The sequence below is a fragment of the Nocardia sp. NPDC049220 genome (genome assembly GCF_040647855.1).
Classification (GTDB): domain Bacteria; phylum Actinomycetota; class Actinomycetes; order Mycobacteriales; family Mycobacteriaceae; genus Nocardia.
Genome location: NZ_JBEZDA010000010.1, coordinates 92,226 through 117,635, shown reverse-complemented (window position 1 = coordinate 117,635; position 25,410 = coordinate 92,226). Strand labels below are relative to the sequence as shown.

Here is a 25,410-nt window from a genome sequence, read left to right as displayed (position 1 = left end):
CTGCGATCGGGAAGGAGCAGAGCGACGGGCCCCACCGGAGTGGAGCCCGTCGCGGCACGGGATCAGGGGTCGCCGCAGCCCTCGGGACTCTCGCATGATCCGTACGCCGGGTCTAGTGTAGGACAGGCTTACCTAACTAAGCAACCCGGGCGGTGGGACGCACCGGCAGTCCGCGATCAGTCAGCGCCGCCAGCAGTCCCTGGCCGCGCCGCGCGCCCACAGTTGCGTCGGTCCGCGCCAGATCGGGCACGTAGGTCGAAGCGCCGGCGATAGATTCGCCGACCAACAACCAGAACCGGCGCCGACTCAGCCCGGAGCAGCGGGCCATGCTCGCCTGAATGAGCGCCAGAGCGGGCTCACAGCGATGAGCGAGCCACACGTACATCGCCTCCTCGCACGGCAGTGCGACCACACCGGGCCGACCCGCGAGGCGATCGCCGTCCAACACTCGAATCGTGGTGTCCACCACGCCCGCCCAGTCGATCCCGCCATCGTTGTCGGTGTGAATCCAGAGGTTCTCCACGCCAGGGTCCCATGCGCGCCCCGCCACGACGAGCAGCGCGCTCACCCTGCCGATGACCGCGTGAATCAGCGCTGTCGCCACAACTTCCGCCGCTATGTCGGCACTGATCATCTCTGCGGCGTGGCGCTGGTACATGAGTTCGATCCGCCCCTCGCGCGCCCCACCCAACAGCGGCCACCACCGCCGCTTCCCCTGCTCGACCATCGCGGCCACGGCATACACCCGCGGATGCTCCGGCCGCAGAGCGCGGAGCTTCGCGCAGGCATGCCCGAACGCCGCCTGAGATCGGCGCGGCGTGGTGCTGAGTTCGGTCATCGAACCTCCTCGAGGGTTGGCTCCGTCGCACCGAAAGATAGGTTAGGCTTACCAGACCTAGCAAGTGCCCGGTTGCCGAGTCAGGAGTAGTTCGCCGCGTGACACCCCTCGACACCGTGCGCCGACGGCGACTGACCGGACTACTTCTGGTCACCACGCTGCTATCGCTGGCGATCGTGGCGGGCGTCACGGTCGGCGCCCGATCGCTCGCACCGGGCACTGTTTACGACGCCGTGCACCACGCGCTCACCTGCCCCGGCGGGCCCTTTTCCTGCGCGGCCGACTCCACCGAGGAACAAATCGTGCGGGGGCTGCGACTCCCCCGCACCGCGCTTGCGCTGGTCTGCGGACTTGCCCTGGGCATCGCCGGCGCCCTCATCCAGGGCTACACCCGAAACCCGCTGGCCGACGCCGGACTGCTCGGCCTCAACGCGGGTGCGGCCTTCCTCGCGGCGCTGAGCGTGTATCTGTTCGCGTTCAGCACGCCGGAGCAATACATCTGGTTCGCGTTCGCCGGGGCATTGATCGCCGGGTTGGTGGTGTTCGGAATCTCGGCCGTCGGGGGTGGAAAGGCGAGCCCGCTGAGCCTCGTGCTCGCCGGCGCAGCAGTGACCGCGTTCCTGCAGGCGATGACAAACGCCGTCATCCTGCTCGACGCGTCGGCCCTGGATACTTACCGCTTCTGGGTGGTCGGCACCGTGGCGGGGCGCGATGCCGAGGTGTTCTGGCAGGTGCTTCCCTTTCTGGCGGTCGGCACATTGCTCAGCGTGGCGGCCTCGCCGGGCCTGAATCTGCTGAGCCTCGGCGAGGAGGTCGCGCGGGGTCTCGGCGTGCACGTCGGTCGCAGCCGGGCACTGGGATTGGCGGCCGTCGTGCTGTTGTCGGGAGCCGCGACGGCGGCGGTCGGGCCGATCGCGTTCCTCGGCCTTGCCGTTCCACATCTCGCACGGGTGCTCACCGGGCCGGACTATCGCTGGCTGATTCCATACTCCGGCTTGCTCGGCGCGTTGCTGCTGCTGGTCTCCGACATCATCGGCCGCGTGGTGGCCCGACCCGGCGAGCTACAGGTCGGGGTGGTACTGGCGGCGCTCGGCGCGCCCTTCTTCCTCGCGTTCGTCCGTCGCAGGAAGTTGGTGGGCCTGTGAGACTTTCGCCGCAGATCACAGCAGGCGGCGCCCGGCCGGCAGTGCGCGTCGGGCCGGCCTCGACCGTGCTGCGCCCGCGGATGGCGCTGATCGCCGCGGCGCTGGCGGTGGTGGCACTTGTCCTGTTCTGCCTCGACATCGCCGTCGGCGAATCACACCTCCCGCTCGGGCGTGTGCTCGACGTGCTGACCGGGGGCGGCACCCGCGCACAGCGGTTCATCGTGCTCGAATCCCGGCTACCACGGGCGCTTACCGCGCTCATGGTGGGGATCGCACTCGGACTCGCGGGCGCCATCACACAGTCGATTCTGCACAACCCGCTGGCCGCCCCTGACATGCTCGGCATCACCTCCGGCGCGAGTCTCGGCGCCGTCACCGTCCTGGTCGGCACCGGCGGCGCGGGCACCGGACTGGCGGCCACTGTCGGTGCGCCACTTGCCGCGCTGGTCGGCGGGCTACTCACCGCGGTGGCCATCTATCTGCTCGCCTGGGGACGCAGCGCCACCGGTGAGCGCGGTGTTACCGGACTGCGGCTGGTGCTGATCGGCATCGGCATCAATGCACTGCTGACCGCCGGCATCAGCTGGCTGCTCACCCGCGCCAGCCTGGCGGACGCACAGCGCGCTCAGTTGTGGCTGAGCGGATCGCTCAACGCGGCCGACCGAGCGCATCTGGCGCCCGCCGCAATCGCCACCACCGTGCTGGCGCTCGTCGCGCTGGGCTCGGCCCGCACCCTCGCCGCGCTGCGCCTCGGCGCGGAGACGACCCGGGCGCTCGGCGTGCGAATCCAGACCCAGCAGGCGATCCTGATCGGGGCGGCCGTGATCGGCGCCTCGGTAGCGACCGCCGCCGTCGGGCCGGTCGGCTTCGTCGCCCTCGCCGGGCCGCAGATCGCGCGCAGACTGCTGCGCACGCCGGGCGAACCGTTGATCGGCTCAGCGCTGATCGGCGCCATCCTCGTCGTCGGCGCGGATGTCGCGTCGCGCGCGGTGTTTCCGATCGACCTGCCGGTAGGCGTCGTCACTGCGGCGTTCGGCGGCCCGTTCCTGCTGTACCTGCTCGTGCGGATCAATCGGAAGGCGACAGTGTCATGACGGCCGCAGACCGCAGCATTACGGATGCCGTGGGCGATTCGACCTACACCGACGCGCATCGTCTCGGCGTGGACGGCGTCACCCTCGGTTACGGCGACGCGATCATCGTCGACGGCCTGAGTCTGGATATCGCCCCCGGAGTGATCACAACGGTGATCGGGCCGAACGGCTGCGGCAAGTCCACGCTGCTGCGCTCGCTCGGGCGACTACTGCGCCCACGTGCGGGCCGAGTCCTGTTGGACGGCAAAGCTATTTCCACGATGACCACCAAAGCCGTGGCTCGCATCATCGGCGTGCTTCCGCAGTCACCGGTCGCGCCGGAAGGGCTCACTGTCGCCGACCTCGTCGCGCGCGGTCGCCATCCGCACCAGTCCTGGTTCCGCCAGTGGTCGGCCACCGACGAAGCCGAAGTGCTGACCGCACTGGAGCAGACCGGGATCGCCGATCTGGCCGACCGCGCTCTCGACGAACTATCCGGCGGCCAGCGCCAGCGTGCCTGGATCTCGATGGCGCTGGCCCAGGGCACCGACATTCTGTTACTCGACGAGCCGACCACCTACCTCGATCTGGCGCATTCGATCGAGGTGCTCGATCTCGTCGACCGGCTCCACGATGACCTCGGCCGCACCATCGTCATGGTGCTGCACGACCTCAACCTCGCGATCCGCTACAGCGACCACCTGATCGTCATGCGCGCGGGGCGCATCGTCGCCAGCGGCGCCCCGGCCGACGTGATCTCGGTAGAGCTGCTGCGCGAGGTGTTCGACCTGGAGGCCGCGGTGCTCGAGGACCCCGTCTCGGGCAGGCCGATGATCGTGCCGATCGGCGCCCGACATGTCCGCGGCACGGTGGGCGGACCGGCTGTCGCCGGGCCGGAAACCGCACCCTATGACAAATGACACACCAGTTATTACATAGTTACGACACCCTGTAGTACGCATCACCGTCGTTGAGTACCTAAAATTGAGGAATGGCAGGTCTTGGTGAACTCGAGAAAGCGGTCATGGACCAGTTGTGGTCGGCCGACGAACCACAAACGGTTCGGCAGGTGCACGAGGCGCTCGCCGCACGCCGGGAGCTCGCCTACACCACGGTGATGACCGTGTTGCAGCGCCTGGCGAAGAAGAACCTCGTGGTCCAGCGGCGCGACGACCGGGCGCACCGCTATGCGCCCGTGCATACGCGCGATGAACTGGTGGCCAGTCTGATGGTGGACGCATTGCAACAGGCCGACGAGGCGGGCAGCCGCGCCGCCGCGCTCGTGCACTTCGTGGAACAGGTGGGTAGGGATGAGGCTGCCGCACTACGGGAGGCACTCGCTAAGCTCGAAGCAACCGAGGATCCGGCACCCCCTCCGGAGTAGACTTCTCGGGCGTCATGGCCCCACAACGCAGTGAGCTGAGTCGATGAACGCAACAGCGCCGGTCTTCGCCGGACTGGCATTGCTTCTCGCGGGACCCGCTCCGGCTTTGCTCAGCCGGGCAACCTGGACTTACCGGACACCTCGTGCCGCACTGGTGCTCTGGCAGGCTATCGCGCTCGCCGCCGTGCTCAGCGCGTTCGGGTCGGGACTCGCCATCGCCGCCGAGTTGCTCGTGCCCGGCCCTGACGGACATCCGACCACCGCACCGACCCGCGAGATCGACGCGCTCGGCGTGCCGTTGTGGCTGGCCTATGTGTCTGTCTTCGCGCTCACGCTACTGGTCGGCGCCCGACTGATCTACGCGATCGTCCGGGTCGGCGTGCACACGCGCAGGCGGCGGGCCCGCCACCGCATGCTCGTCGACCTGCTCGACCAGGGCGGTCCGCACCGCCGCGCCGCCGACATCCGGGTGCTGGCGGCCACCGAGCCGATCGCCTACTGCCTACCCGGCCTGCGCCAGCGGGTGGTGCTCAGCGAGGGCACGCTGACCAATCTGGCGGATGCCGAGGTCACCGCCATCGTGAGCCATGAGCGGTCGCACCTGCGGGCCAGGCACGATCTGGTGCTGGAGGCCTTCACCGCAGTGCACGAGGCGTTCCCGCGAGTGGTGCGCAGCAAGGCGGCGCTCGGCTCGGTGAAACTGCTGATCGAACTGCTCGCCGACGATTCTGCAGTCAAAGTCACCGGGCCGAAACCACTCGCCCGCGCCCTGATCGCGTGCGCGAAGTCCACCGCACCGCAAGGCGCGCTCGCCGCAGGTGGTCCGACCACACTGATCCGCATCCAGCGACTCAGCGATCGGATCGGCGACGTGCGTATCGCCACAGCCGCCTACCTCGGTTCCGCCGCCATCCTGCTGGTGCCGACGCAGGCGGTGGCCGTACCCTGGCTCGTCGAACTCAGTCGGCTGTTCCACGGCTGAATCCGCCAGGCCGTATCCTGGACACTCGGCCCGGTCTCCGATCGGCCGCGCCAGCTCTTCACGCGGCATGCGATCACTCGCGCCGCAGCGCGCGATGAACCGCATCGTGCACCGCTCTCGAACCCACCGAACAGCGCGTTCGCGTCGAACGCGCTGTGCGACGAAAGGCATATACCCCTCGTGACCCCCTCGACAACCGTCGCCGCGGCGCCCACCGTGACCTTCGCGGAACTGGGCCTGCCCGCCGTGCTCGTACAGGCACTGCGGCGCGACGGCATCGAGACGCCGTTCCCGATCCAGGCCGCCACGGTGCCGGACGCCTTGGCCGCCAAGGACGTACTCGGCCGCGGGCCGACCGGTTCCGGGAAGACCCTCGCCTTCGGCCTCCCGATGCTCACCCGCTTGGCCGGCTCACCCGCCAAGCCCGGCAAGCCGCGCGGGCTCGTGCTGGTACCGACCCGTGAGCTGGCAGCACAGATCGAACGGGCTCTCGACGAACCGGGGCGCGCGCTCGGCCTTCGGGTTGCCTCGGTGGTCGGCGGCGCGCCGATCAAGCGCCAGGCCGACCGACTCGCGCGCGGCGTCGACCTGCTCATCGCTACGCCGGGCCGGCTCGCCGACCTCATCATGCAGGGCTCCGCCGACCTGTCCGACGTGTCGATCACCGCGCTGGACGAAGCCGACCACATGGCCGACATGGGCTTTCTGCCGCAAGTCACCAAGCTGCTCGACCGCACGCCGAAACACGGTCAGCGACTGCTGTTCTCGGCCACACTCGACGGCGAGGTCGACAAGCTGGTCAAGCGCTACCTGCGCTCTCCGGTCACCCATTCCACCGCACCGCCCTCGGCCTCGGTCGCGACGATGTCGCACCATCTGCTGTACGTGCGCGACAAGGTCGCCAAGCGAGCCGTCGCTACCGAGATCGCCGCTCGCGACGGGCTGACCATCATGTTCGTCCGCACCAAGCACGGCGCCGATCGGCTCGCCAAGCAATTGCGGGGCGCAGGTGTCCCCGCGGGCGCACTGCACGGTGGCAAGGCACAGAACAACCGGACCCGCACGCTCGCGGCTTTCGCCGACGGCTCGGTGCCGGTGCTGGTCACCACCGACGTCGCCGCACGCGGCATCCACGTCGACGGAATTTCCCTTGTTGTGCACGTCGATCCGCCGGCTGAGCCGAAGGCCTACTTGCATCGGGCCGGACGCACCGCCCGCGCGGGCGAGGACGGCGTGGTGGTCACACTCGTGATGACCGAGGAACGGCGCGACGTCGAGACGATGGCACGCAAGGCCGGGGTCGAGGTCGACGGGGTCGAGGTGCGTCCGGGCGACCGCACGCTGATCGAGATCACCGGCGCGCGTCGCCCCTCCGGCGTTCCGATTGCGGCGCCGACCGCACCGGCGCCAGTCGCGAGCACGGCGAAGCCTCCCCGCAGGAAGCCGGGGCGCCGGGGCGAGCAGGCCGCTTCCGGTGGCCGTGGCGCGGGCGCGGCGATCAAGTCGGGCGCACGACAGGGCTCGGGGGCATCGTCCGCCGATCGGATCGGCGGACCCGCCAAGGGCACGTCGGGCCGACGCCACAGTGCGACAGCGACTGGAAATTCGCCGACGAGCAACTCCGCGGGACGGCATGCGGGCGCACCTAAGGCAACGCGGGTACGCGACTCCGGCAGCACGACGGAGTTCTCCAGCCGAGACGCGGGTTCCGGGTCCGGCGACACGCCCGGGCGACCACGACGACGCGCCGTGCGAGCACAGCAGTCGCCGAGGTATGGCAATCATGTAGCAAACTGATAGGTGTCGAATCACCCGATCGGGGCCGTCGCCTGCGCAGTGCTCGCGGCCATGCTGTTCGCCGTCGCGGCGGTCGCCCAGCAACGGGCGGCCGCGGCGGTCCCGGAGGGAGAATCGCTCGTCCGATCGCTGGTGCGTAACCCGCGCTGGTTGGCGGGCGTCGTCGGCGACGCGGGCGGATACGCGATGCAAGTCGCCGCGCTCGCACTCGGCGCCGTGCTCCTTGTGCAACCGATCCTGGTCAGTGCCCTGGTGTTCGCGCTGCCACTGGCGGCGCGACTCAATAGCCGCCGTATCACGCCCCGCACCTGGCTGACCGCGCTGACATTGACCGCAGCGCTGGCATGTTTCCTGCTCGTCGGCGACCCGACGGAAGGCAATACCAGTGCACCCCTGCACGAGTGGCTCCTCCCGCTCGGATTCATGCTCGCCCTGATCGTCGGGGCGGTCGCGGGCGGCATCGTCGCGGTGGACCCGGCACGGCGTGCATTGTTGCTCGGCGCGGTAAGCGGCTCGCTGTACGGACTCGCCGCCGCCCTCACCTCTTACGTCACCGACCTGTTCGAGCATGGCCTCCTGCACGTGCTCGGCAGCTGGCAGACCTGGGCGCTGATCGCGGCTGGCGTGACCGGCGTCTACCTTCAGCAGCGCGCGTTTCAGGCCGGACCGCTCGCCGCGTCCCTGCCCGCCGTCACGATCGCCGAGCCACTCGCCGCCGCCTTCCTCGGACTCACCGTGTTGGATGAACACTTTCGGACGAACACCCTCGGCCTCGTGGTCACCGGGCTGGCGGTGATCGTCATGTGCGCAACCACACTCGCGCTCTCCCGCTCGCAGGCCACCGCCGCCTGACCACGACGATTAGATGCGCACGCTCCGTGACATCGATGTCGGGCCGGACGGCCGCCCGCCCGGGCCAAGGCCACCTCGGTCGGCATCCGTGGCGGCGTCCTCCGAATCCCGCACGGCATCAGCCGAATACTGGCGGGATCCCGCCAAATCCTGTTGTACCGAGCACGGATCGACCGCAGCGGGCTCGGGCAGCATCCGTACGGCGCTCGCCGCGACACAGTGGCAGCACATTTACGTCCTGGCCAACCTGCGCCGGCGACGCGGCCAGGCTGCCCCGCCGTAAGAGTTTTGCGAACGTTGCGCGTAGATCGACTAAACCGCACGGAATCGGTCAAGAACGTGATGGGAAACGGCTGAATGACCCTATCGACACCACCGGGCCGGTACGGAAACAGCTACTTGTCACGCTCGCCCGCGCGAGCGGTGCGGGCTGGACCGTTCTCAGCGCCGACCGGGCCGCGAAGAACTCGTGGTTCTCGTCGTCGGAGACAGCGCCCGGAACTCGGGCAGGCGAACTGTGCGGCAGGGGGCGTTGCCGGGAGAACGGCGCGGCGCGCACGGGTCCCCGTTATCATCGGTCAAGTGCACTTTCTACCCGGTCACCAGCCGCCATACGACCTGACCTACGACGACATCTTCCTGGTCCCCAATCGGACGGATGTCGCGTCGCGCTTCGACGTCGACCTGTCGACGGCCGATGGGTCCGGCACCACGATCCCGATCGTCGTGGCGAACATGACCGCGGTAGCCGGGCGCCGCATGGCTGAGACCGTGGCACGTCGCGGTGGCATCGTGGTGCTTCCGCAAGATCTGCCGAACAGCGCGGCGGCCGACACCATAGCTTTCGTCAAAAGCCGCTCGCTGACCGCCGACACCCCGGTGACACTTGCCCCCGACCGCTCGGTCTCCGAGGCGGTAGCCCTGATGCACAAGCGCGCGCATGGCGCCGTCGTCGTGGTCGACGCGGGACGCCCGGTCGGCGTGGTCACCGAGACTTCCTGCACCGACGTCGACCGATTCGCCCGGCTCCGCGAGGTCGCGGTCACCGATTTCGTGCGGGCGCCGGCCAGCACCACCCCACGCGATCTGTTCGACCTGCTGCACGCCAAGCACGCCGACTTCGCCGTGCTCACCGCTGAGGACGGCACCCTGGCCGGGTTGCTGACCCGCACCGGGGCCCTCCGCGCCGGCATCTACCAACCCGCCGTCGACGCCACGGGCAAGTTGCGCGTCGCGGCGGCGGTCGGCATCAACGGCGACGTCGCCGCCAAGGCCAAATCCCTTGTCGACGCGGGCGCCGATCTACTCGTCATCGACACCGCACACGGTCACCAGGCCAAGATGCTCGAAACCCTCGCCGCCGTCCGCGATCTCGGTCTCGGTGTCCCGCTGGTAGCAGGCAATGTGGTCTCCGCCGAGGGCACCAGGGACCTCGCCGAGGCGGGCGCGGACATCATCAAGGTCGGTGTCGGCCCCGGGGCTATGTGCACCACCCGCATGATGACCGGCGTCGGCCGTCCGCAGTTCTCCGCGGTGGCCGAGTGCGCCGCCGCCGCCAAAGAACTCGGCGTGCACATCTGGGCCGACGGCGGCGTGCGCCATCCCCGTGATGTCGCGCTCGCGCTCGCGGCGGGCGCGTCCAACGTGATGATCGGCTCGTGGTTCGCCGGCACCTACGAGTCGCCCGGCGACCTGCGGGTCGACCGCGATGGCAACGCGTACAAGGAAAGCTTCGGCATGGCGTCCAAGCGCGCCGTAGCCGCCCGCACCGCATCCGACAGCGAATTCGACCGCGCGCGCAAAGCGCTGTTCGAGGAGGGCATCTCCAGCTCGCGGATGCGGCTGGACCCGGAACGGCCCGGCGTGGAGGACCTTATCGACCACATCTGCTCGGGCGTCCGCAGCGCGTGCACCTACGCGGGGGCGCGCAACCTCGCCGAATTCCACGACCGTGCCGTACTCGGCGTGCAGTCCGCGGCCGGATTCGCCGAAGGCCGTCCGCTACCCAGCGGTTGGTGAACCCGACACCCTGAACAGCCGGGCACCGGCCCACGCGACTCGACGCGTGGGCCGGTAACATAGTGGTTGCCGGGCACCGGCACCATGACTCATTTCCCGAAAGGATCCAGTTGTCACCCGCGTCCGAGGGCGCCGCACAGGAGGGCTCCTCTACCGAGCCGGGTGACAAACCCGGCGTCCCTCTCTCCGCAGTCGTCCCCTTCCCCAGCTGGTACTCAGCACCGTTCGGGTGGTGCTGACGATGTCCGTCGCACTCAATGCGCTCAGCCTGGTCGGGTTCGTCGCTTTGACGGTCGGCACCGCGCTGTTCGTCGCCGCCGAGTTCTCCCTCACCGCGCTGGAACGCAGCACCGTCGAGGCGCACGCTCGCACCGGCGACGTGCAAGCGCGGATGGTCCGCAAGGCGCATCGCACGCTGTCGTTTCAGCTGTCCGGCGCACAACTCGGCATCACCATCACCACGCTGATCACCGGCTACATCGCCGAGCCGGTACTGGCCAGGCTGTTGAATCCGCTGTTCACCGGGATCGGGCTGAGTGACGCCGCCGCGCACGGCGTCGCACTCACGCTCGCACTGGTGCTGGCCACCTCGTTGTCGATGATCTACGGCGAGCTGGTGCCGAAGAACATCGCCATCGCCAAACCGCTCGCCACCGCCCGCGCCACCGCCGGGCCGATGATTGGGTTCTCGGTGGCGTTCAAGTGGATGATCCATTTCCTGAATGGCACCGCGAACTGGGTCGTCCGCAGGTTCGGCGTCGAGCCAGCCGAAGAGTTGCGCTCGGCGCGGTCCCCACAGGAACTCGGCTCCCTGGTACGGACTTCCGCACTGCGCGGGGCGCTCGACCAGCGCACCGCACAGGTGATGGATCGCTCGTTGCAGTTCGGCGAGCGCAGCGCCGAGGAGTTGATGACGCCACGGGTGAAGATCGAGGCACTGGACAAACTCGACACCATCGCCGATCTCATCGATGCGACGAGTCGCACCGGCTACTCCCGGTTCCCCGTGATCGACGGCGATCTCGATAACACATTGGGTTTCGTGCACGTCAAACAGGCATTTACGCACCCGGCGAGTGTGCGCCGCAGCACTCCCCTGCAGTTGCTCGCCCGCCCGGTGCCCATCGTGCCCGCGAGCCTGGACGGCGACGAGGTGCTCGAGCGCATCCGTGCCGACGGTATGCAGGTCGCGCTCGTCGTCGACGAGTACGGCGGTACCGCGGGCCTGGTCACCATGGAGGACATCATCGAGGAGATCCTCGGCGATGTCCGCGACGAGCACGACGAGGAGGAGCGCGATGTGCGGCGCGTGTCCGACGGCTGGGACTGTTCGGGGCTGCTGCGCATCGACGAGGTCTCTCGAGCCACCGGATACGACGCCCCCGAGGGCGAGTACGAGACTCTCGGCGGCCTCGTGCTTACCAGGCTGGGCCGCATCCCGGTGGCGGGCGACGAAGTCGTGCTGCCGAATCCTCGCTCGCAGCAGTGGTCGACCGGGGAGCACCCCGGCGCCGGCGGCTGGATCGCCCGGGTCGAGCGAATGGACGGGCGGCGCATCGACCGGGTGCGCTTGATCCCGGTCGCCGCCGAGGCCCTTGTCACCAAGGAGCCCAGCCATGGGTGATCTGTTCGGCATACTGCTCACGGCCGTGCTGCTCGGCGGCAATGCCTTCTTCGTCGCCGCGGAGTTCGCGCTCATCTCCGCTCGCAGGGACCGATTGGAAGCGCTTGCGGCACAAGGTAAACGCAACGCGAACACGGTGATCCGGGCGGGCGAGAACCTTTCGATGATGCTGGCGGCGGCGCAGCTGGGCATCACGATCTGCTCGATCCTACTCGGCCGCGTCGGCGAACCCGCCGTCGCACATCTGCTCGCGGGTCCCTTCGAACTGGTCGGCCTGCCCGAGCAGCTGCTGCATCCGTTGGCGTTCGCGCTCGCGCTGACCATCGTGGTCATCCTGCACATTCTGTTCGGCGAGATGATCCCGAAGAATATCGCGCTGGCCGGGCCGGAACGCAGTGCACTGCTGCTCGTTCCCGCGCATCTGATGTGGCTGCGGCTGGCCCGTCCGCTCATCGCGCTCTACAACCTCGCCGCCAATCTGTCGCTGCGGCTGCTGCGGATCGAGCCGAAGGACGAACTCGAGGCCACCGTCTCCTCGGTCGAGTTGGCCGAGATGATCGGCGAGTCACGCTCGGAGGGCCTGCTCGACGAGGAGGAACATCGCCGTCTCACCCAGGCGCTGGACACCAGCAACCGGGTGGTCGCCGACGTGATGGTGCCGCTCGACGCGACGTGGTCGGTGCCGTTGCGCGGAAGCGGGACCACGCTCGGCGACATCGAATCCGCCGTCGCCGAGACCGGATTCTCCCGATACCCGGTGCGGGCAAGCGACGGCTCACTGGTCGGCTACCTGCACCTGAAGGACGTGCTCGACAAGGTCGCCGACGAGAGCGCCGGTCCCGCGACGCCGATCCCGCGCACCGACATCCGGCCGTTGCCGACCGTCGGCATGGGCACGACGCTCTACGAGGCCCTGGCACGGTTGCGCCGCACCAACAGCCACCTCGGCCGGGTGGTCGACGAACGAGGCAATACGACCGGCGTTGTCGCCATGGAGGACCTGGTGGAGGAATTCGTCGGCACCGTCCGAGACGGTACGCATCGGGTGATCGAATGAGGGCGGCGCGCCGAGCCCAGGCGCCCCGTCACGGCGACCGGGTGCGGGCATGACGGTGCGCGCGCTGCCCGCCGCGCGATGGAAAGCGACCGCCGCGGAGCACCGAGTCCGGCTCGACAAGCTGGTCGGACCGTATCTCGACCGGCGGGCACAGGGTTTGTCGCATCCGGTGATCGACTTCTTGTTCACCTACTACGGTCACAAACCCGCGCAGTTGCGCCGCTGGCACCCGGGTTATGGTGTCGCGCTGGCAGACGCCGCCGAGTACGACGGCGCCCGGGGCTACCACCAGGTGAGGGCGGCGTGCGCTACCGAAGGCGACGGATACGCTTGGCCTGTCGACGGCTTCCACCCCGACGTCGCCGTCTTCACGGCCGACCCAGGCCATCTGGCCGCGCGTCGGGACACCCTCGCGTTCATCGCGAGCCTCTTGCGCGCCACCGCGTCCCGTCCCGCACAACTGTCCTGTTTCGGTTTGCACGAGTGGGCGATGGTCTATCGCACCGACGACATCCGCCACCAGAAGGTCCCGTTACGGCTGGGTCGAGCGGGCACCGATGCCGTGGTCGAGTCGATGTCGTTGCGCTGCACACATTTCGACGCCTACCGCTTCTTCACCCCGGAGGCGGCCGGCCGGAACGCCAAGCCGCTGACCCGGGCCGATCAGGTCGACCACGAACAGCCTGGATGCCTGCACACGAACATGGACCTGTACAAGTGGTGCTTTCATACAAGCCCACTAACGCCCTCTGAACTGCTCTTGGATTGTTTCGAACTCGCCCTCGATGCCCGGGTCCTCGACATGCAAGCCAGCCCTTACGACATACGTGAATATGGGTACCAGCCGGTGTGCATCGAAACACCTTCTGGGCGAGCCGAGTATGTTCGTCGCCAAGTTGAACTGTCGAGCCGAGCCGAAGTACTGCGAGAGCGGTTGCTCGCAACCCTAGAGTCGCTGCTGGAACAAGCGCCTGAATAGAACTCTCCAAAGACCGTGTCTCACGTGGCTGCATGCACGCCACGGATCGCTGGGAAGCGGGACCAAATATCAGCTTCCGAGGACAGCGTTTCCATGCGCTCCTGCCGCGACAGGGCCCGCCGTTCACCTGGAATCAACAATCGACCTCTACAAGTGGGGTTTCGAACTGGTCCCCCTGACCTCCTCGGAACTGCTGCTGGACTGGTTCGAACTGGCCTGCGCCGCCCGCGAACTCGATATGCGCGCCGCCTACTATCTCTCCGAACACGGCTACGAGCCGGTACACATCGAGACCTCGGCGGGGCGTGCCGAATACGTCCGCGCCTAGCCGTACTGGTAGGACGCGCGGTGGCATTGCACCGGTATTCCCTCGGTGTCTGCGACGGACTCCTGGCGCTGGCGCACGCCGAGACGGACGCACACCTCGCGCGGACCTGGTGACGCAAGCCGGAGTGCTCGCGCGAACGCCACTCTGACAAGTAGTCGGGTGATCAGGGTGGCAAAACCCATACATCGCCGGGGATCCGCTGCAGCTCACGGATTTTTTCCAACCGCGCGACCGCTCCGTCTATCGCGTTGGGGTGCAAACCCGCGTCCCCGAGCGCTGCCCGAAACCGGTCCATTTCGACGCCCCGCACAGCCCGCAACACGTCGCCTTCGAGCAACTCGCCCTTCTGCGCCGCGACGAAATCGGAGTCGATCGGTATCTCGAGCGGACGTTGTGACAGGGGAAACGACCTGCCGTGGTCGATGGCGACCACGTCGAGGTGATCGCCACGGTCGACGGTGCGGTAGTTGCCTGGGTGGCGGTCGAGCGCACCGATGACGTAGTCGAGTACGGCGACCTGCTGTTGCTGGACTCTCGGGTAAGCACCGATTGCTCTGGACGGTTCGGAATCGACGAACTGCTGGATCATTCCGGGGCCGAAAGGTCGGCCATCAGCTCCGATCACGCCGTCTGTTCGGGCAGTGGGGGGCACTCTGCCGAATCCGAGAAGTTCATCGACACGATACGCTGCGATCTCCCTGCTCGTCAGCGCACCGGGCGCGTGTATGAATGGCAGGCCTGCGTCGTATTTCTCACCATGTATCGGTTTGTATATGTTCAGTTCCCCGTCGTCTGAGCGCATCTTTCGCACTTCGGTCGAACTGCGCGCGACGAGGTCGCCCATCGCACCGGAAAACTCGACATCGTCGGTCAATCGGCGTGCACTCATGGCAGACTCGGCTTCGCTCGGCCGATAGTCCCATGTACGACTCCTCGCCACCTGCATCGGATGCGGTTGCCGCATCCTCCGGGGCTCGTCCAACAGCGGCGAGGACCGCTCGTCGACCTCCCGGAAAGTGCGGGCGGCGCCGCTGGCGGTATTGCCGGTGCGTCGGTAGACGCCCTCGACCGATCGTGTGCCCAGGTCCAAGGTTCTGGTCAAACGTTTCGCGATACTACGCAGCAGCGGGGTGACGCCCTCGATCACGGCTGGGGCGGCGTCACGAGCCCGGAAGTCTGATCCGGCGTCCGCTGCCAGGGGGTCCGACCGACCGCGGGCGCCGACCTTCCCGCGCTTTCGTCGACCACACGGTAGTAACTCATCCCCGCCGACTGGATCAGCGCACGCAAGAACCGTGGGCCATCGTCGGATCTGATTCGACTGGGCGGGTTGTAGACCTTGATCCCGCGGTCGTGCCAGCGCTCGGCAACCAGGCATCCGCGGGGGTCGATCACGGTGAGCGCCGCCGCACCCCCCGATGTCAGCCTGAACTCGGCTACTCGTAGTGGTTGCGCGGAGCCCACGTCATAGAGAACGACCAGTGTTGGCGTGTACTCGGCCACCGTCCTCACCTCCACGGCAGATCCCGCCGGGCGCGACAGCAACCAACCAGAAAGATCTTTCCAACAGCAAACGATGAGCGTCTCACGCAAATTAAACTACTACCGAGTAGCTACTGTTGCTATCCGAGTTCAAGGCCTTATTGTCCGGACAAGCAGCAATCTAGTTAAGATTGCTTGAGAATGACGCGTAGGCTTCTGAGCCACGATTCGCGCAGTGGAGTGTGCACGACGATCACCGGCGCGATCACACCCGGTAGCGGTCTACCGACTGACGCGCGGCACCTCGGAGCAGACATCCCCAGCCACCTCGACCAGCGCGGCCGGATGTCATCGGACGCCTCGAGATTCGAATATCCGCGAGATTCCGGAAGTACGCAGCCAGCAATCGGCGAACAACCACCAGTGCAGCACTCGCTCCCGCAGAACTCAGCAGAAGCTCCCGAGGCTGGTCAGCACAAGTGCGGTGGAATCGCGGCGGCACAGCACACTGAGAGATCGTGCGGTGGCGTCACCGCGAACCATGGAACGCGCAGGAACTGTCGCGAGGCAGCCTGCCTCACTCGCTGAAAGCGATCACGACTTCTCGGTGAATCGGTACCACCGACCCTCGAACGTTTGGTACTCGATACCGCGGGTGGGGGGTGCGCCGATATGGGGTGGAGCAGCGGCGTCGGCGAAGTAGGCGAATCCGCCGGTATTCGATTCGCTCGCTCGCGTATAGAAGAGGCAGCCGCCATCACGGGAAGTGATGTAGGTGATGGCGTAGACACCTAGGCGGGTGCGGTGGCCGGGATTGACGCAGTCGACGGCCTGGTCCTCGAGAATGGCGCGGGAGAGCCGCCAGCCGGTGGTTTCCGGAATATCGAACCAGACCGACGCCAGCAGAACCGCGATCAGGGCGGGCGAGGCGAGACTATGGAGAACGGCGCGGTAGCGCAGCAGGCCGAGCAGTCCGAACAGCCAGGCGATCGCGCCGAGCACGCCGAGAACCAACCACAGCACGACGATGGTCGGGAACGTCCCCGCAGCACCCAACTGCCAGAACAGCGCTAGACAGCACACCGCCACGAGCGCGATCAGCAGTCCCATCCAAAGAACGAACCAACGAGGGATACGTGACCGTGTGCGAACGGATCCGGTGGTGCTCACGTGATCAAGATACGAGCTGGATCCGCTTCGCCGGGGGGTATCGAGCATGAAATCACCTTCGCCATGGACGATCACGAGCGAACCGTACGTGGGCAGAAGCGACAAACGAGTCGGGCGAAATGCCCGACGGCCCATGTGTAATCCACAATTCCAGAAGACAGTCTCGCGAGCGATCAGATCGACAGCGGGGCGCCCCGTTGGACTGTCCACACAATCCGGCCAGCGCGCTGTCGCCGCGCCCCATCGCCTTGACAACCTCGATGCTTCGGCATAGTTCCGCCCTCACCATGAACAGAAAAATCCCCCGGCCAAGAATCTGACCAGGGGATTCGACTATCGAAATCCATCGTTCACCGCACCACTCACAGCGGCGGGAAGCCCGCCGATCCGGTGGCCAGCCAATTCCAGAACATAGCTGCGCGATTGGCGAGCAATGCCACGATGTCGAGCACAACGCTTCCCATGAATCTTCCTCACAAATTGAACGATCTCGTGCGACACCAAGGGTAACGGACTGATAAAGGGAGCCGAAACTCATCTGGCGCCCGAGACGCGCATCTCCTGACCCAGCCGGTCCGACTGGGTATGCGCGGCGCGGGCTACACGCGGGCTATCGCCTTCGCCTCGCGGCGACGGCGATGCAGGATCGGCTCGGTGTAACCTCATGACTCTGTTTCCTCGCCTGACCTGCGGATTAACATAGCTTCAGATCTCCAGTGACCGTTTTGTGGCCGTTTTGGGTGGGTCAGCACCAACCACTTGCGCATCACCGGGCATCGGCGAGATCAACAACGTGGCGAGCCTCTGGGACGTAGTGCCTCGCGGTCACGGCCGAATCCACCTCGTGCCCCAGGATCAGCCGGGCAGCCGGAAGCCCGTACTTTTCGGCTACGCGCGTCGCACGGGTGGAGCGGAGCGTCTTTACCGTCGACCACTCGAGGTCCAGCCCCTTGACAATCGCCGCCCAGGTCTTGGACATCTGCTCCGACCGCACCACTTGGCCGGTCCGGCTTGGGATCACCAGTCGGTAACCGGGTGCCACTGCTATCTGTCGCCGGCGCAGCATCGCCATGCAGTCAGGGCCAACCTTAATCGTCCGCATCGATCGTGCGGTCTTCGTGAACGGCTGACGGTAGGCGACGCCGACAACGTCGTCATCGTCGTAGTTCGGCCATCCACGAGGCATGACGATCTCGTCATGAGGCAGCCGATACTGCTCGATGATTTCCTTGAGTTGCCGCACACGCAGTTCGGTATCGACGATAGTCCCAGAAATAGTCACTTCATGCGTGTCGAAGTTGACGTCGTCGAAGCGAACGGACAAAGCTTCGCTCGGGCGAGCAGCGAGCTCGTACATCAGCTTCGTAAAATCCATGTATCGCTGTTCGAACACACGGGATTGGTTCGGGCGAGGGAAGTAGTCACGTTCAGCCTCCCAGTACCAGCTGAGCTCTTGGGGGGTGAACGGCTGCGGCTCATCGGGGAAAAACGGGTTGCGCACCTTTCTTGCGCGGCTTCCCGGCTGTTTGGCCCGACTTCCCTTGTAGCCCTTCACCGTGTCGACGGGATTGTCGTCACGGAAGCCGTCGCCAACAAGCATCTGAAACGCGTTGCGCAGGATGGACTTCTGGCGGGCGTTCTTGTACGAAAACCCGTTCAGTAACTCCAGGTGTATGCGGATGTGGAACGGCCTCGTCTCGGCCGCCTTCATCCTTCCCAGGACCGACCCAGCTAGCGTGATCTTGTCGGCTTTCGCTCGGCCTTTCGTGGCCGGTTCGATCTCGCGCCGATAATGCTTTGCGTTCTGAGGGCGCTTCTGCCTGTCGTTCTCATAGGTGCGGAGCCACGCTCTGTACAGATCCTCGAGCAATTGTCAATTCCTGTGGATCGCGGGTGTTTCAGGTTGCTCGTAGCCATTGATCGAGGGCTGTGAAGTCGCCGTCGCTAAGCCTCGATCCACCGACGTGGGTTTCGTGCTGGTCTGCGCGCCGCAGGCACGCGGACCAGCGTGTTTGGGGTGAGGGGTAGCCGCTGGTCTGCTCAGCTTTTCCACTTCGATGCCGGTTGGGGCTGTTGGGCCGGGGTGGTCAGGTGGGGGCGGGTTGTGGTGGCGTGTATCCGATTGTGTTGTGCCACAACGTGAACCATGGTTCGGACCATGGCCAGTGGGTGGGAAGGTGCAGGATCGGTCGGCGCTGCGGGCGGGCGATCCGGGCGGGGATGTTGACGATCTTGCGGCGCAGGGTGGCCGCTCGTGCGCGGCCGTGGTTTCCGCCAGCGAGGATGCCGGTGGCGCGCAGCAGGTTATGGGCGATCGCAGCGCACAGGACCCAGGCAGAATTCGCGCCGAATTTCCCGGACGGGATGTGGGCCAGTGGGCCGTTGATGAGGTCGGCGAACACGGTCTCGATGACGGCGTGTTTGCGGTGGGTGATGTCGGCGTCAGCGGTGGACTCGGTGGAGTTGGTGAAAAACGGGTGATGACGCCAAACCGGGAACAGCGTGTCCGGGAAGCGGGCATCTTTGACGCGGCGCACGATCAGCCGGGCGGTCACGCGGTCTTTGGTGGAAGCAAAAGCGGTGTAGGCGATTTCGGCGACCTCGGCGTCGGAGATCCACTCACCGGTGTCGGGGTCGCGGACCGCACCGGGGTATTTCACCGGGGTCCAGGCGTCGTCGTCAATAGCGTCGATGGCTCGCCTGATCGCGGCGTTGCGGGTCATCGCCACCGAGAACTGCGCGTCCGCGCGCAGCGCCGCACGCACGACTTTGCGGTTGCCGAAGGCGGAGTCGCCGCGCACCACGATCGTGCCGGTTGCCCCGGCCCGCCGCGCGGTGTTGATCGCTGCGGTGACCATCGACGCGGCGCCTTTGCCGGAGCCGGTTTTCCCAGCGCGTAGCCGCATCCCCGCGACGACCGGGGCGGCGAGATCGGTGCTGATCGTGGCCGCCAACGGTGAAAGCCCTTTGCGGAGAACCTGTTTACCCGCGATTTTGGTGTGTCCGAAGGACGCGCCTTGCTTCTGGTGGCCATAGACCGGGCGCAGCAGCGAGTCGATGTCGACGAAACACCGCACATCCGCACCGGGCAGCAGAGCGGTGCGCGCGGACAATGCAACCAAGTGCTCGCCCAACACCGACTCCAACTGCCGCGCATGCCCGAAGGTGAACTCCCGCAACAACGTTCCCACCGTCGAGGGCGCATACACGCTATCGAACAACTCCTTACCACCGCCGCTGCGCAACAAATCGATATCATCGATGCTGTCCGCGCCCGCGCACATCCCGGCGATCAGCGTGGCCAACTTCGGTGCCGGATTCGCCGATCCGGACTTGATCCGCGGCGAGGCGATCGCGACCTTCTCAGTCAACATGCTGGTCAGGCCGGTTTGCTCAGCCAATGTCATCACCGGCACCAGCCCGGCCACCGACACCAGGTTGTCGTCATCAAAGCGTGCCGAGCCCTCGGCGAACGTGTGGAACAATCGCACTGAAAGTGTCTGCCTGTCCTGGTCTTGATTAATGCGTGAGAACATCAATCATCCCAGGTCAGAAGGCACTTTCTCTATTTCAACACACCCCTACCCGCAGATTGCGTCGGTGGATCGAGGCTTAGAAGACCCCCTTGCGCGATTTGGCTTTCGGGCAGTCCCTTCTTTTATCCCGATGTTACGGACCGTGGCAGTCTCGGTGCGACGCTGCGAGCGGTGGCACGAGGCCACTTGGACTCCGTTCCGATCACGAACTCTGAACGCTCTCCCTTGACCTTCGCCACAGTCAGCAGTGTCTTGGCATACCGCGAACCTCTGCAGATCACCGCCTCGCGAAACAGGCGGCGGTGGTCGCTACGGGTTACCGACTCGTTCCAGAACCTGGAACTCATCACTGGCGACACAGACGATTGGGACCAGCTTGTCGCAGTCACGTATGGCTGGTACTACGGAGAAACGCTCAGTGACATCCGACGCGTCGCCCCGTTCGTCCACCTGACAGGCCGCTTCGAGGTCCCCGACCTCGATCCTGAACGAATGGCTGAAAGTGAGTGGTGCTGCCTGCGCACCGAAGCAACCGAGCTGGTGGCCCCAGGGACACCCGCCTATCGGAGAATGGTCGATCCGGACCACGCCTGGGCGTCTGCCCACCGGGCTCTCATCGAAGCGGCGTACGCCGAACCAGGACTGCGCCGACTCTATCCATTCAAGAGCATGTGGGACTTGCGCTTTTCCACCACAACGGGTCCCAACCTTTCTGCTGTGGGACCGTGGCTGTCCGCTCTAGCCCTCGATCGGTACACGATCGACGTGGGTGACTTCGAGTTCAGCACCGCCGGTGAGGCGGTGGCGGCGGCCGTGCGCCACCTCCCGTCCGATCTCGCACCCGTCACTCTCGGAACAGAAGCGGTAGCCTGAAGACAACGAGAACTCGGCGAACGCACGCACGCACGCGATCCGCGGACTGCGATGCGCGCCGGTCGGTGAAATCGAGGATCACGTACACCGCGAGCCCTGAACTGTTGTGGCCGAAAACCATTCGGCGCATCCCGGAGCCGGGGTTTGCGTCGCGGTAGGGCGGGCCCGCCCAGGAAGTCAGCTCCCAGAAGGCGATGAGCTCGGCGTAGGACACCAGGCCATCGCTCGGGATGCTGTCGAGCTGTTCCCGAGCCTCGGAACGATCTCGTAGGAGTACACCGTCGTGGGTCTACGAGGTGAGCTTGGCGTCGATCTCCGCGCGGTGGGCGACCGCCCCGGTTGTCGGGACAGCGCGCCCGTGCTGAGGTCGGCGACCTGAGCGAGCATCCGGGCGTGTGCTTCGGCGCCGTGGCGTTGGGTGAGTTCGGCGATTTCGCGGAAGGTGCCACACACGCTCGGCACCGACCAGGGCGTCGCGAATCGACAACCTCCGCCGAGCAACCACCGGAAACCGCGAACCCCTACAATAAGCACCGCTCACGGGTGGGGAATTTCCACGAGTACGGGTGGGGAGGTTCGACGAGACGGGATGACCGCGTTGGGACGTTCGGTCGCAGTCCGGCAGGCTTGGCACACCGGCCGCAGTGCGCGGGCACGGATGTTGCGCGTCAGCGACTGATACGACAGCGGAAACCCCAGCGGCTCCAACTCGTCCATCAGCGTCTGTGCCCACAGGTGCGGGTCTTCTTGCAGACGGGCGGTCACATACTCGACGAACGGCTCGAACGGGTCCGGCAGATGCCGTTTCCGCACGCCAGGGGTTCGTTCCCCGGCCAGATAGGCACGAATGGTCTTGCGGTCACGGCCGGTATGCCGGGCGATCTGCGAGATCGTCCAGCCCCGCGCCCGCAGGGCAACGATTTCCACATCTTCCTCACATGCCAACATGGAAAAGCGAGCCTCCTCCGGTCAAAAGCGCTGGTCAGGTGTGGTAACCACCAGCATCGGAGGAGGCCCGCCCTTCACGGCGGAGCCACACGGGGACAAATGGGGAATTCCGGTGAGCGTCAGTGGGGAAGTTCAGTGAGCGCCATCACGCCTCGGCCAGTTTTGCACCGACACCACACGCTTGAACCGCGGGTAGGTGGTGCGATCGATCGACGCCAACCCAACACCCCACCAAGATCACAATCACAACCCGGACCCGAACACCCTAACCGCGCCCACCATCCCGGACACAGGCCATCCCCGACCAGCGGCTACACCCAGCCACGGTCCCTTTCCGTCGTATTCGTGAACCCTCGTCCAGGGCCAGGGTGAACAACTCGATCTGTCCGCGGGTAACGTCGATACCTTCGCGGACAAGATCGGTGAAGTACCCGATCCACGAGATCGGGTACCAGTTCTGCTCACGCTCAGCCACGGCGGCAACCCTAGCCGTGCGCGCTGTCGGCCGCGCGGGATTCGTTGCCGTGCAACGGCTCTTCGGCATCGGAGAGCCCGGCGTAGGAGATTCCCGGCTCCTGCGGCGATTGATCGTCGGGCTCCGGGAGCCGCACGGCGGTGGCGGCTCGCCTGGATCGGATATCCAAGACAGGTAGGCCGTGCTCGCCGGCCATGCGGTCGACCCAGCGGATGAACTCCAGCGCCGATCCGGCGAACATGCGCCGGACACGGTCCTGGAAGGCGCGCACGTCATGGCCGGGCAGGAAATCGCGGGTGCTGATCTCACCGCACCCACAGCCGCAGGGCCGCGCACGGAACTCGGCTTCTTCCGGAAGGTCGCAGTAGCCGACCGGGTTCTGCGAGGCGTTCACCACCGGATCCGGTTTGCCGATCCACTCGTCACGGACGGGGTGTCCTTCGGTCAGCACCTCACCGTCGACGGCCACCCGATCCTCATACACGGACACGCCGTGAATCTCGGCAACGGCACAAACCTGGCCGTCACCGATGATCAGGGCGAACTTCTCCCGGGATAGCCGTTCCTTGTTCACCTTCCATACTCCCCGGCCTGCTGTCCATGCCTCCTCTTCGGTCATACGCGGGAAGTAACCAACGTAATCCCGATTCAGCGGGTCGTCTGTGACTGGTGAGTAGTAGCCGAGCTTGAACCGGACAGCCATGCAGCACACTCCTCGTGTAGACCTGGTGTGGCACTCATAGTGTCGCATCGATTCAAACCAGGTGGCAAACGATGAATTCGAACAGCTTCAACCGGATCTGTACTGATGTCGTGGATTCGGTGCGAACCGGGTTGGGGAGCGTGTTCGACCAAATGAGGGTTGTCGGGAAACCAAGGTTATCTTTAGCTGCTGGTTGCCCTATGGCGTTGACCTGCATCTGTTCGTCGGTAACAACGTTGCCGACGAACAGATGACGGTGCTGGGATAGCTGATCAGCACGGGCCGATCGTTATGGACCTGGAACGGCGCGGAAGGTTGGAAGGCTCGATTTCAGGCGCGGGGCGGATACCCGCGTGCCGGAGGCGGCCGAGTGCTTCTGCGAGCTGGTGCCGCAGCCGCTGGTTCTCCTCGGTCAGTTCCCGGTTTCTGGTGTTCGTGAGCTCCAATCGGCGGACCAGCGACGCATCACTGGTGCGATGACGTGCTGGTAGCGATGTTTCCGGGGCACGGCGATTGAGATTGCGTAGCCTCCAGACCTCGGCTCGTGTGTCGGGCTGGGAATAGAGCCAGGATCGCGAGACCTCTGCGGCGGCGGCAACGGTCTGGAAGGTCACGGGTGCGCCAGCTGCGTCCAGTTCGCGGATTGCCTGTATGGCCTTGCTGCGGGTCAGTTCGTGTCGATGATGTGCCGCAGCGACGAGATGCTTGCTGTTATCAGCCCGCATGCGGCGCTCCTTGCGCTGTGATGTTCTGGCCGTCTTCGAGGGCGGTGATGATGTTGTTCAGGTTGCCGAGCACCTGTGCGTTCATCTCCGCAAGGCGCTGCTGGCCACGGGCCTCAGCGGCGGAAATCAGTTCGATAACCTGCTGCCGATGCTGTTGGTGTTGCGGGAGAAACTCGGCGGTGGTTACGAACATCGGGCAGGTCAAACACGCGTTGGCATGCGGGCAGGTCCTCACCAGCGGAAGTCCGCAGTATCCGTTCGGCAGGGCCTGGGTCGCCCGGCTGACACGCTGCTTGGCCCAGGACGCCTCGGCGAGTGGTCCGTCCGGATCGAGCACGACGGTGTCGCCGGTAACGCCGACTTTGCGGGCGGCTTCCCAAAGCGATCGCTCTCCGAGCCTGCGGTTCCCGCTTGGTGACATGGTGCAGGAACGGCTTCCAGCCGGTTCCTCGACGATGACCGGCCGGCTGCCACGTCACCAGCAGTTCGCCCAGGTCCACGCCATTGCGAGTGGCGTGCTGGTAGAAGGCACTGACCGCCGACAACTTCCTGTTCACAGTCGATTCCGCGCAGTGATCTTACGCCAACCGTAGATCGTCTGATCGCTGATGCCGAGATCAGCCGCTACCTGCGAGACCGCACCGCGAACCGGCTCATCGCCTGCCGCCGGTGGGTGACCAAGTTCCGGCCGATGCTCGCCGAACCCGGTTCGCCGGTGTTGTGGCCGTCCGAGCGTGGATGGCGAATCGGGTTGCAGCGCATCAATTCCCGGTTCTCGACCTACCGGGACGCGCTCGGTCTCGATCCCGTTCTGGACTTCCATGGGCTCCGCAGGTCTTACGTCACCCATCTCATCGAGGCAGGTCGGGACCCGTTGTTCGTCCAATTCCAGTGCGGGCACGAACATGCTTCCACGACGTGGATATACAAGTGCGTTTCGTCGGACTTCCGGACCTCGACCTTGCGCCGGGCCCTGAACGACACGCTGGCCGCGGCATTGGGCGGAACAACTGGGAGGAAACGATGAAACGGCAGGTCAGCTATCAGTGGCGGCTGCGGGAGGTGATGGCCGCGCACGGCATGTTCACCATCTCCGATCTCGTGCCGCTGCTGGCTGACCGTGAGATCAAACTATCGGTGTCGCAGGTCTACCGGCTGACCACAGGCACCCCGGAACGAATCTCGCTGCCGATCCTGGCCGCCTTGTGCGACATCTTCGCCTGCACCCCAGCCGATTTGATCGCCACACGCGCCGAAAGCGTCGCAGTCCGCAAGACCGCCACCGCCGACGGGGTGGTCAATCTCAACGCCCGCCGGCCCACACGAACCCGTCTTCGTCCCGAACCGTGACCCCGGCCCTGTTGTGTGAACGCTGCGGGACCGAGGGGTGGCGCTACCGGCGCGGATTGTGCGGGGCCCT

General features: G+C 66.1%; 24 protein-coding genes and 2 pseudogenes. 15 read left to right on the top strand and 11 right to left on the bottom strand.

Features of this window, described 5'->3' with window-relative positions:
* Window positions 1-136: 136 nt before the first annotated feature.
* Window positions 137-838 (bottom strand): hypothetical protein, encoded by a 702-nt coding sequence (locus tag AB0C34_RS21395; protein ID WP_357075559.1) that lies wholly within the window; start codon window positions 836-838, stop codon window positions 137-139.
* 98 nt (window positions 839-936) lie between these two features.
* Between AB0C34_RS21395 and AB0C34_RS21390 the strand changes: the two genes are divergently transcribed.
* The 12 genes and pseudogenes from AB0C34_RS21390 to AB0C34_RS21335 form a co-directional block, all read left to right on the top strand.
* Window positions 937-1,983: an iron ABC transporter permease gene (locus AB0C34_RS21390; RefSeq protein ID WP_357075556.1), complete on the top strand. Its 1,047-nt coding sequence runs from the start codon at window positions 937-939 to the stop codon at window positions 1,981-1,983.
* Between the two features lie 80 nt (window positions 1,984-2,063).
* Complete coding sequence (locus tag AB0C34_RS21385; protein WP_357075883.1) at window positions 2,064-3,077, top strand: iron chelate uptake ABC transporter family permease subunit; 1,014 nt, start codon at window positions 2,064-2,066, stop codon at window positions 3,075-3,077.
* On the top strand, window positions 3,074-3,976 hold the full coding sequence (locus AB0C34_RS21380; RefSeq protein ID WP_357075553.1) for an ABC transporter ATP-binding protein: 903 nt from the start codon (window positions 3,074-3,076) through the stop codon (window positions 3,974-3,976). The genes AB0C34_RS21385 and AB0C34_RS21380 overlap by 4 nt, the downstream gene beginning before the upstream one ends.
* A gap of 71 nt (window positions 3,977-4,047) precedes the next feature.
* Window positions 4,048-4,440 carry a BlaI/MecI/CopY family transcriptional regulator gene (locus tag AB0C34_RS21375; RefSeq protein ID WP_357075549.1) on the top strand — a complete coding sequence of 131 codons (393 nt, stop codon included), beginning with the start codon at window positions 4,048-4,050 and terminating at the stop codon, window positions 4,438-4,440.
* A 43-nt stretch (window positions 4,441-4,483) separates the two neighbouring features.
* On the top strand, window positions 4,484-5,422 hold the full coding sequence (locus tag AB0C34_RS21370) for a M56 family metallopeptidase (protein WP_357075546.1): 939 nt from the start codon (window positions 4,484-4,486) through the stop codon (window positions 5,420-5,422).
* 180 nt (window positions 5,423-5,602) lie between these two features.
* On the top strand, window positions 5,603-7,219 hold the full coding sequence (locus AB0C34_RS21365; RefSeq protein ID WP_357075543.1) for a DEAD/DEAH box helicase: 1,617 nt from the start codon (window positions 5,603-5,605) through the stop codon (window positions 7,217-7,219).
* A 3-nt stretch (window positions 7,220-7,222) separates the two neighbouring features.
* A complete protein-coding gene (locus AB0C34_RS21360) occupies window positions 7,223-8,071 on the top strand; it encodes a DMT family transporter (protein ID WP_357075540.1) in 849 nt (282 codons plus the stop codon).
* Between the two features lie 582 nt (window positions 8,072-8,653).
* Window positions 8,654-10,090 (top strand): GuaB1 family IMP dehydrogenase-related protein, encoded by a 1,437-nt coding sequence (locus AB0C34_RS21355; RefSeq protein ID WP_357075537.1) that lies wholly within the window; start codon window positions 8,654-8,656, stop codon window positions 10,088-10,090.
* Between the two features lie 241 nt (window positions 10,091-10,331).
* On the top strand, window positions 10,332-11,714 hold the full coding sequence (locus tag AB0C34_RS21350; RefSeq protein WP_357075534.1) for a hemolysin family protein: 1,383 nt from the start codon (window positions 10,332-10,334) through the stop codon (window positions 11,712-11,714).
* Window positions 11,707-12,771, top strand: coding sequence for a hemolysin family protein (locus tag AB0C34_RS21345; protein WP_357075531.1), 1,065 nt, complete (start codon window positions 11,707-11,709; stop codon window positions 12,769-12,771). Before AB0C34_RS21350 ends, AB0C34_RS21345 begins: the two co-directional genes overlap by 8 nt.
* A 49-nt stretch (window positions 12,772-12,820) precedes the next feature.
* Window positions 12,821-13,750, top strand: coding sequence for a 3-methyladenine DNA glycosylase (locus AB0C34_RS21340; RefSeq protein ID WP_357075528.1), 930 nt, complete (start codon window positions 12,821-12,823; stop codon window positions 13,748-13,750).
* Window positions 13,751-13,877: 127 nt separating this feature from the next.
* Window positions 13,878-14,191 (top strand): annotated as a pseudogene (locus AB0C34_RS21335) (3-methyladenine DNA glycosylase); the annotation flags it as partial.
* 50 nt (window positions 14,192-14,241) lie between these two features.
* On the opposite strand, the gene AB0C34_RS21330 reads toward AB0C34_RS21335, so the two are convergent.
* From AB0C34_RS21330 to AB0C34_RS21310, 5 genes are all read right to left on the bottom strand, one after another.
* Complete coding sequence (locus AB0C34_RS21330; RefSeq protein ID WP_357075525.1) at window positions 14,242-15,180, bottom strand: hypothetical protein; 939 nt, start codon at window positions 15,178-15,180, stop codon at window positions 14,242-14,244.
* 41 nt (window positions 15,181-15,221) lie between these two features.
* Window positions 15,222-15,581 carry a hypothetical protein gene (locus AB0C34_RS21325; protein WP_357075522.1) on the bottom strand — a complete coding sequence of 120 codons (360 nt, stop codon included), beginning with the start codon at window positions 15,579-15,581 and terminating at the stop codon, window positions 15,222-15,224.
* A gap of 573 nt (window positions 15,582-16,154) precedes the next feature.
* Window positions 16,155-16,670: a hypothetical protein gene (locus AB0C34_RS21320; protein WP_357075519.1), complete on the bottom strand. Its 516-nt coding sequence runs from the start codon at window positions 16,668-16,670 to the stop codon at window positions 16,155-16,157.
* Between the two features lie 826 nt (window positions 16,671-17,496).
* The gene (locus AB0C34_RS21315) at window positions 17,497-18,600 is read right to left on the bottom strand and encodes a tyrosine-type recombinase/integrase (protein ID WP_357075516.1); all 1,104 of its coding nucleotides are present in this window, start codon (window positions 18,598-18,600) and stop codon (window positions 17,497-17,499) included.
* Window positions 18,601-18,817: 217 nt separating this feature from the next.
* Window positions 18,818-20,221: an IS1380 family transposase gene (locus tag AB0C34_RS21310; RefSeq protein ID WP_357075513.1), complete on the bottom strand. Its 1,404-nt coding sequence runs from the start codon at window positions 20,219-20,221 to the stop codon at window positions 18,818-18,820.
* A 537-nt stretch (window positions 20,222-20,758) separates the two neighbouring features.
* Between AB0C34_RS21310 and AB0C34_RS21305 the strand changes: the two genes are divergently transcribed.
* The gene (locus AB0C34_RS21305; RefSeq protein ID WP_357075510.1) at window positions 20,759-21,139 is read left to right on the top strand and encodes a DUF6193 family natural product biosynthesis protein; all 381 of its coding nucleotides are present in this window, start codon (window positions 20,759-20,761) and stop codon (window positions 21,137-21,139) included.
* Window positions 21,140-21,724: 585 nt separating this feature from the next.
* Here the strand turns inward: AB0C34_RS21305 and AB0C34_RS21300 are convergent.
* The 5 genes and pseudogenes from AB0C34_RS21300 to AB0C34_RS21280 form a co-directional block, all read right to left on the bottom strand.
* A pseudogene (locus AB0C34_RS21300) lies at window positions 21,725-22,087 on the bottom strand (helix-turn-helix domain-containing protein); the annotation flags it as partial.
* Between the two features lie 265 nt (window positions 22,088-22,352).
* Window positions 22,353-22,562 carry a hypothetical protein gene (locus AB0C34_RS21295; RefSeq protein WP_357075507.1) on the bottom strand — a complete coding sequence of 70 codons (210 nt, stop codon included), beginning with the start codon at window positions 22,560-22,562 and terminating at the stop codon, window positions 22,353-22,355.
* Window positions 22,563-22,572: 10 nt separating this feature from the next.
* Window positions 22,573-23,265: a hypothetical protein gene (locus AB0C34_RS21290; RefSeq protein WP_357075503.1), complete on the bottom strand. Its 693-nt coding sequence runs from the start codon at window positions 23,263-23,265 to the stop codon at window positions 22,573-22,575.
* 272 nt (window positions 23,266-23,537) lie between these two features.
* On the bottom strand, window positions 23,538-23,990 hold the full coding sequence (locus AB0C34_RS21285) for a DUF6262 family protein (protein ID WP_357075500.1): 453 nt from the start codon (window positions 23,988-23,990) through the stop codon (window positions 23,538-23,540).
* The gene (locus AB0C34_RS21280; protein ID WP_357075497.1) at window positions 23,980-24,411 is read right to left on the bottom strand and encodes a hypothetical protein; all 432 of its coding nucleotides are present in this window, start codon (window positions 24,409-24,411) and stop codon (window positions 23,980-23,982) included. The genes AB0C34_RS21285 and AB0C34_RS21280 overlap by 11 nt, the downstream gene beginning before the upstream one ends.
* Before the next feature lie 141 nt (window positions 24,412-24,552).
* Between AB0C34_RS21280 and AB0C34_RS21275 the strand changes: the two genes are divergently transcribed.
* Together AB0C34_RS21275 and AB0C34_RS21270 are read left to right on the top strand one after the other, a co-directional pair.
* Complete coding sequence (locus tag AB0C34_RS21275) at window positions 24,553-25,017, top strand: tyrosine-type recombinase/integrase (protein WP_357075881.1); 465 nt, start codon at window positions 24,553-24,555, stop codon at window positions 25,015-25,017.
* Window positions 25,014-25,340 (top strand): helix-turn-helix transcriptional regulator, encoded by a 327-nt coding sequence (locus tag AB0C34_RS21270; protein ID WP_357075494.1) that lies wholly within the window; start codon window positions 25,014-25,016, stop codon window positions 25,338-25,340. The genes AB0C34_RS21275 and AB0C34_RS21270 overlap by 4 nt, the downstream gene beginning before the upstream one ends.
* The last annotated feature ends 70 nt before the right edge of the window (window positions 25,341-25,410 follow it).

What these genes read in the sequence shown, in the direction of transcription:
- AB0C34_RS21395 (WP_357075559.1), bottom strand. Translation starts at nt 838, where the DNA reads ATGACCGAACTCAGCACCACGCCGCGCCGATCTCAGGCGGCGTTCGGG.
- AB0C34_RS21385 (WP_357075883.1), top strand. Translation starts at nt 2,064, where the DNA reads ATGGCGCTGATCGCCGCGGCGCTGGCGGTGGTGGCACTTGTCCTGTTC.
- AB0C34_RS21380 (WP_357075553.1), top strand. Translation starts at nt 3,074, where the DNA reads ATGACGGCCGCAGACCGCAGCATTACGGATGCCGTGGGCGATTCGACC.
- AB0C34_RS21375 (WP_357075549.1), top strand. Translation starts at nt 4,048, where the DNA reads ATGGCAGGTCTTGGTGAACTCGAGAAAGCGGTCATGGACCAGTTGTGG.
- AB0C34_RS21370 (WP_357075546.1), top strand. Translation starts at nt 4,484, where the DNA reads ATGAACGCAACAGCGCCGGTCTTCGCCGGACTGGCATTGCTTCTCGCG.
- AB0C34_RS21350 (WP_357075534.1), top strand. Translation starts at nt 10,332, where the DNA reads ATGTCCGTCGCACTCAATGCGCTCAGCCTGGTCGGGTTCGTCGCTTTG.
- AB0C34_RS21345 (WP_357075531.1), top strand. Translation starts at nt 11,707, where the DNA reads ATGGGTGATCTGTTCGGCATACTGCTCACGGCCGTGCTGCTCGGCGGC.
- AB0C34_RS21340 (WP_357075528.1), top strand. Translation starts at nt 12,821, where the DNA reads ATGACGGTGCGCGCGCTGCCCGCCGCGCGATGGAAAGCGACCGCCGCG.
- AB0C34_RS21320 (WP_357075519.1), bottom strand. Translation starts at nt 16,670, where the DNA reads ATGGGACTGCTGATCGCGCTCGTGGCGGTGTGCTGTCTAGCGCTGTTC.
- AB0C34_RS21305 (WP_357075510.1), top strand. Translation starts at nt 20,759, where the DNA reads ATGGCTGAAAGTGAGTGGTGCTGCCTGCGCACCGAAGCAACCGAGCTG.
- AB0C34_RS21290 (WP_357075503.1), bottom strand. Translation starts at nt 23,265, where the DNA reads ATGGCTGTCCGGTTCAAGCTCGGCTACTACTCACCAGTCACAGACGAC.
- AB0C34_RS21285 (WP_357075500.1), bottom strand. Translation starts at nt 23,990, where the DNA reads ATGCGGGCTGATAACAGCAAGCATCTCGTCGCTGCGGCACATCATCGA.
- AB0C34_RS21280 (WP_357075497.1), bottom strand. Translation starts at nt 24,411, where the DNA reads ATGTCACCAAGCGGGAACCGCAGGCTCGGAGAGCGATCGCTTTGGGAA.
- AB0C34_RS21270 (WP_357075494.1), top strand. Translation starts at nt 25,014, where the DNA reads ATGAAACGGCAGGTCAGCTATCAGTGGCGGCTGCGGGAGGTGATGGCC.